Source organism: Paracoccus beibuensis (genome assembly GCF_026162625.1).
GTDB classification, from domain to species: domain Bacteria; phylum Pseudomonadota; class Alphaproteobacteria; order Rhodobacterales; family Rhodobacteraceae; genus Paracoccus; species Paracoccus beibuensis.
On sequence record NZ_JAOTBD010000069.1, the window covers coordinates 1 to 5875 of the forward strand.

The 5875-nt window shown below is 64.7% G+C and carries 5 protein-coding genes and 4 pseudogenes; 4 read left to right on the forward strand and 5 right to left on the reverse strand.

Annotated elements, in window-relative coordinates:
- Positions 1-118: 118 nt before the first annotated feature.
- Positions 119-315, reverse strand: a pseudogene (locus OC159_RS19440) (DDE-type integrase/transposase/recombinase); the annotation flags it as partial.
- Positions 316-418: 103 nt separating this feature from the next.
- On the opposite strand from OC159_RS19440, the pseudogene OC159_RS19445 reads away from it, so the two are divergent.
- Positions 419-806, forward strand: a pseudogene (locus OC159_RS19445) (transposase); the annotation flags it as partial.
- Here the strand turns inward: OC159_RS19445 and OC159_RS20295 are convergent.
- Positions 802-1080, reverse strand: a pseudogene (locus tag OC159_RS20295) (IS5/IS1182 family transposase); the annotation flags it as partial. The pseudogenes OC159_RS19445 and OC159_RS20295 overlap by 5 nt on opposite strands.
- A gap of 387 nt (positions 1081-1467) precedes the next feature.
- Positions 1468-1650 (reverse strand): annotated as a pseudogene (locus tag OC159_RS19450) (IS5/IS1182 family transposase); the annotation flags it as partial.
- 289 nt (positions 1651-1939) lie between these two features.
- On the opposite strand from OC159_RS19450, the gene OC159_RS19455 reads away from it, so the two are divergent.
- Together OC159_RS19455 and OC159_RS19460 are read left to right on the forward strand one after the other, a co-directional pair.
- Positions 1940-3115, forward strand: coding sequence for an erythromycin esterase family protein (locus OC159_RS19455; protein ID WP_265502897.1), 1176 nt, complete (start codon positions 1940-1942; stop codon positions 3113-3115).
- A gap of 766 nt (positions 3116-3881) precedes the next feature.
- Positions 3882-4265, forward strand: a complete 384-nt coding sequence (locus OC159_RS19460) for an MBL fold metallo-hydrolase (RefSeq protein WP_265502898.1) — start codon at positions 3882-3884, stop codon at positions 4263-4265.
- A gap of 149 nt (positions 4266-4414) precedes the next feature.
- Here OC159_RS19460 and OC159_RS19465 read toward each other — a convergent pair whose 3' ends face one another.
- Positions 4415-4615 (reverse strand): hypothetical protein, encoded by a 201-nt coding sequence (locus tag OC159_RS19465; RefSeq protein WP_265502901.1) that lies wholly within the window; start codon positions 4613-4615, stop codon positions 4415-4417.
- Positions 4588-4926, reverse strand: a complete 339-nt coding sequence (locus OC159_RS19470) for a thiamine pyrophosphate-dependent enzyme (protein ID WP_322626754.1) — start codon at positions 4924-4926, stop codon at positions 4588-4590. Before OC159_RS19470 ends, OC159_RS19465 begins: the two co-directional genes overlap by 28 nt.
- A 180-nt stretch (positions 4927-5106) precedes the next feature.
- Between OC159_RS19470 and OC159_RS19475 the strand changes: the two genes are divergently transcribed.
- Positions 5107-5331 (forward strand): hypothetical protein, encoded by a 225-nt coding sequence (locus OC159_RS19475; RefSeq protein WP_265502899.1) that lies wholly within the window; start codon positions 5107-5109, stop codon positions 5329-5331.
- Positions 5332-5875: the final 544 nt, after the last annotated feature.

The window sequence follows — 5875 nt, forward strand, 5'->3', positions numbered from 1 at the left end:
CAAGCGCTGAACACGCGCCCCCGAAAAACGCTGGCGTGGCAAACACCGGCAGAGGCTCTCGACCGGCTTCTCAAACAGGATATGATCGAAGGTGTTGCGACGACCGGTTGAAACTGCCTTGTGAGCCGCGCGCAGAGTGATGGGCAAGCCCCGCACCCTTTGCCGGGCGGCGACCCTGGGCGGCCTGTTCGAGGGCATCGAGCACGAACCCGGCATGGGCCGAGGCGCTGACCCGCCAGTCCACGATCTGACGGCTATAGGCGTCGCGGTAACGAACGCCACATAGACGAAACCCCTCCAAATGGCGACATGGGTCATGGTTTTGTCTCAGACCTGGTGGAAATTGGCTGGCGGCGTGATCTGCAGGTGAACACTCACCCACCCGACCGGCGGCGGCAACCGCCAGGGAGATCACGCCATGAAGCAGAATACCGACAGCTCGTCCTTTTCGCTACTGCGTGACGCAGGCGCGCATGATCCGATCGAGGATCGCCTGCGGGCGAATGTCCGCGCCACCATCGAAGCCATGTTCTAAGAGGAACTGGCCGATTTTCTCGGCCGTCTCCGTTACGGCCGCGGTGACGAGCGGGCCAGGGGCTACCGCCACGGGCACCGCGATCGGCAACTGACCGGCACATTCGGCACCGAGACGGTGCGTGTGCCGCGCGCCCGGATCGAGAACGAGGCCGGCAAGGTTACCGAATGGCGCTCGAAGGCGCTGCCACGCTACAGGCGGCTGACGAAGAGGGCCGAAACCCTTCGCGGCGGTCTACCTGGGCGATTTCCTGCAGAGCCGGGCGTCGAGGCACGGGTGGCGTTCGCACGCCGCTCACCTCGGAGGCCGGCTTCGGCATTGCGGCGTGGGCGGGTGGGGCGGAGCATCGGGCCGGTCTCTGGGGTCGGTCCGGGCTGGACGGCAGCGGTCGTGCCTGACGAGGGCGGGTCGCCCGGTCCCTCATCATCAGGCGGGAAGATGTCCGGCTTCGGCTGAAAGCTCTTCATCGAAGCCCAGGCCTTGACCGGCGGGCCGTCGACCGGAAAATGCCCGTCCGACAAGAGCGGCGCGTCCTCGCGGCGGGCCCGTCTCGTCCAGCCGCGCCAGCACATGGCGCTCGGAGGCGATATCTATCCCGGCAAACATCCTTCCCTCCCTTGTTCAAACCGGGGAGCCTCGAAACCGACGTCCACGCTCAGCCTTGTACAAGCGGGGACAGGCAAAGGACGCCAGCCAGGATACCGTTCGAACTCAGAACGCCGGTCGAGGGCGCCAACCTCACGCACGAGGACGAAGCCTCAAAACTGAGACGGCGACCCTCTCCCGGCTATCGAAACACCACCATAGCAAAGGTGACGCTCGATGAGTGGAGGAGTTAAAAAACTGCGGCACGATGTCGCCCAGGGCGGCATGGACCGGACGGTGCCGCTGGACCCGCGACAGGCCCTTGAAGGCGGGCGAGGCGGATATGGAAGTGGCTGGAGCAGGCCGGTCCGGATGAGGCGAGCCGGCGCAATCGAGGCGCGACCGAAACGGTATGGAGCGCTTCGAACTCGGCATCCAGGCTGGCCAGCGCCTCGTTCACCACCTGCCGGATCTTGCGCGAACCGGATGCCGTGCCGGATGCGCGCCTCGGGATCGACACAGCTGAACAGCGACCCGCTCGTCTCGTCCGTGCCCCGAGATGCTCGATCCGACCCTGCGCACGTCCGCGCGGGGTCGCGACAGGACGTTGACGGCGCCGATACCCGCTCCGCAGGAACATTCGCCTGATCTGCCTGTTGCCAATGTCGCAAAGCAGGAAAACCGGTCATGGCAGAGCAGCAGAACCCAGTCAGCTCAAGCGATGCAGGCAAGTTGATCGCGCAACATGCGCGTCCCCTGCCGTCGTCTGATGATGGCTCCTTCCGCGGGTGCCTCGATCGCTGGAGCGGTTGCCGCATCATGATGCTGGGCGAGGCCAGCCACGGCACCGCCGAATTCTACAGCGCCCGCGCCGCCATCACCCGCCATATGATCGCGCATCACGGGGTGACCATCGTTGCAGTCGAGGCCGACTGGCCGGATGCCGCGGTTCTCAACCGGTATGTGCGCGGGCTGCCACCGAACAACGAAGCTGCGCCGTTCCAACGGTTTCCCCGCTGGATGTGGCGCAACCCGATCAGTGCCGAGCTACTGGACTGGATGCGCGACTGGAACCGCAACCGCCCGCCCGAGCGGCAGGCGGGTTTCTACGGCCTGGACATGTACAACCTGTCCGCGGCAATGCAGTCCGTGCTGGCATACCTCGAACAGACCGATCCCGGCGCAGCCGAGATCGCCCGCCAGCGGTACGGCTGCCTGCAGCCCTGGATCGACAGCCCCGGTGCTTACGGTCGCGCCGCGCCGACAACCGGATACCACGCCTGCGAAGAAGCCGTCGTCAACCAGTGCCGCGACTTGCTGAAGCAGCAGGATCATGGTGCCGAGGCGCTTGACGCCGCTCAGAATGCCCGGCTGATCGCGTCGGCCGAGCGGTACTACCGGATCATGTATCGCGGCGGGCCGGATGCTTGGAACCTGCGCGACAGCCATATGTGCGGGACGCTGTCCCACCTGCTGATGGCGGCAGGCCCCGAGAGCAAGGCCGTTGTTTGGGCGCATAACTCGCATATCGGCGATGCGCGGCAGGGCGACATGGGCCAGCGCATGGGCGAGCACAATCTGGGGCAGCTTGCGCGCCAGCGATGGGGCGATCAGGTGGCCTTGATCGGCTTCGGAACGCATGAAGGAACCGTCACCGCAGCGTCAGACTGGGGCGGAAGCGCCGAAATGATGAACGTGCGTCCCTCGCATCCTGGCAGCCTGGAGCGGGAATGTCACGAGAGTGGCCTGCCCCGCTTCGTGCTGGACATGAACGCCGACCCCGTGCTGAGGCGGGCGCTGGCGCGGCCCCGCCCGCAGCGATTCATCGGCGTGATCTATCGCCCGGAAAGCGAGCTTCTCAGCCATTACATGCAGTGCGCGGCTTCTGGGCAATATGACGGCTGGGTGTGGTTCGACCGGACCAGCGCCCTCACCCGAGCCGCATCGGGTGGAACACAGGCCGACCTTCCGGACACCTGGCCCTTCGGAATGTAAGACGGCGTCAGGGCCTTGGTGCCGGGATGGTTCCCCTTCTGCTGAACCGGGGCCTGCGCCGCCGAACTCATGTGCCTGCCGATCGCCGTAGGGGCTGCACTCGCTGACTGTTCTCAGGCGCATTCGCCGGCAAATCGACGCCTACTTCACGAAGCTTCGGCCAACTGCGACGGATCGACAGCTCACAGCAACGCGGCACGTTTGCGTAGACGCGTGGCGCAGGAATGGCATTGCGAAGCAGGACAAGCTTGACAGTTTCCGAGGGTATGTCAGCAGATCGTGTCGGCGAAGTGCTGATCATGCGATGATCGCCCGGAACATAGCCAGCGGATCGGCGCCGCGGCGGGCGGCCATCCATAGGGCCTACCCGTCGAGGTATATCGTTGCCGAACCTCGCCATCGCTTGCGGAAGTCGTTCTTCCACTGGGCGCGAAGGCTGTTGATGCTGTTGAGGTGATTGGCCTTGGCATCCGCTGGCGCCCGCGATCAGCACTTCGCAGGCCATGCCGCGTGGTCTCGGGATCGTTTCATACTGGGGCGCCCCATCGAAAGGCAGCATCGCGTCCGGTGCCACCTGCGGCACAAGTGCGGCCTCGATGGTCGGCTGCCTGATGTTCGTGATGTGCTGAAGGGTCGCCCGCCCGGCGCGGTCCACGACCCCGAGGATCGGTTCTGACCAGGCGCGCGCGATCGGTCGGGGAGGCTGCCCCTTCGGATACTCATACCACCGCCGGCGGGGTGGCTTCGGCCTTGACGGGTCTCGCTCATGCAGCACCCATTCGCGCGAGCCTTTCCGGCTCTCACGTTGGAAAGTCTCGTCGGTCTCGACGGTGCCCGACATGGCGCAGGGCATTGCCGCCTTGAGCTGCTTGAAGACGATCATCCGCCACCGCCAGATGGCGTCATGCTCGGGGCGCTGTTTCCAAAGGGCCGCCTGCAGAGACCTCCTGCCTACTTTACTCCGGACTGGGATGCGGTCGAAAGCTCGGTCCGCCGCCTCGCCCGGCTCGCGCCCGAGATCATCGTCACCGGGCATGGCCCGGCCGCTGTTGGACAAGAAGTTCGCGAAGCCCTGCAGGACCTGGCCGGGAACTTCACGCGCCTCGGATCGCCGTCAAGCAGCCGCCACCTGAGTCAGTTCGGCAACTGACCAGCGGCGCAAGACTGCTGCCACAATTGGGCCACAGGATGAGTTCCATGCCGGGTCAAGTTGCACCATGCTGTTCTTGAACACCGCGTTGAGGTGGTCCTGATCGCCATGACTGCATGCCGATGCTGCGGCTCTGTCTTCCCTGCGGGTCAAGAGTTCTGGCCAAGCCCGCGAGGCATAGCAGGCAAACAAAGGACACCGGCGTGAGAATAGGTGCGAGGATGAATGCCAGGCGTCTCGGCGCTGGCCGACATCACGGCCGCCCAGGTCGAGCCTTCGCCACGTTCGCCGTCCAGCCTCAGGTTGATGACGAAGGCCGGGTTCATCTTGCGCCGCAGGCCCATCGCCATGCCGATGGCGATCCCCAGCCCGTGACCCGGCGGTCCGCCAATGATCTCCCGACGTACAGGACGCCATGCTCGACATCGGCAGGTAAGAGCCGTCCATGCCATAGGTCGCAATCTCTTGCTCGGGGCTGATCCCTGCCTCGATCAGCGCGGCATAAAGCGCTAATGGCGTATTGGCAGATGGACAGGAGGAAGCGGTCGCGCCTCTCCCATTCCGGGTCCTCGGGGTCCATGCCGTGAAAACAGGCCGCGGCCGGCACGTCGGCGACGCCAAGTGCCTGCCCGATATGGCCCTGCCCCTGCACCTGTCCCACGCGCAGCGCGTGGCGGTGGATTGCCCAGGCCTGGTGGACCAGCGAGATGTTGGACCCGTAGGCGGGTCATTGGTCGCGGTCATGTCATCCTCGCAGGGTCTTGCGGCCCATGCCGAACGCCAACCGATGAGCAGGGCGACGTGAGGTCGAAAAATTACATGGCTGTGTAGAAAATCTGAGTTGAGAAATCTGGGCGCCGCGGGCGCGTTCTGGCGGGACTACGACAGGCGGAACATCACGAAGCTTGGTCTTGGCAGCTATGCCTTCCGCTGGAACATCGGCATCGGAGACCAGCATCCTGCGCAGCCGATGACGCCCGTCGACCTTCTGGACGAAGCGCAGGCCCACGGGATCGCGCTGGAACTTGGCACGCAGAACCTCGGTGCCGACCAGGTTGCCCGCTAAATGGGCGTTTCCGGACGCCTGCAAATGAGCGACAGCACCGTGATCCGCGCCCGTCATCAGATAGCGGGCGCAAAAGCGAAACTCGCGGCAGGATTGTCGGCTGCTAGCGCGGGGTTCTTCAAGCAAGAACCTCCTCCTCGTCAACGTGCACGGCGACTAGAGCGTGTTGCGGCTTTGCCGCTTCAGGATACCGCTGTGGCTTGATCTGTGATCGCTTGCCTGCATGAAAGGTGGAGGAACAATACGGGCAGACCGCATCCTACGCCACTCCGAAAGCGAATTGTGGCGTTTGTGGAGACAGGGGACTCGCATCGCTCAGCCGCTGCGCGGTTCCGGGTTTGGGTGACATTCGTCAAGGAGGTTTTGTCTCGGACCTGGTGGAAATTGGCTGGCGGCGTGATCTGCAGGTGGACACTCACCCACCCGACCGGCGGCGGCAACGCCAGGGAGATCACGCCATGAAGCAGAATACCGACAGCTCGTCCTTTTCGCTACTGCGTGACGCAGGCGCGTATGATCCGATCGAGGATCGCCTGCGGGCGGA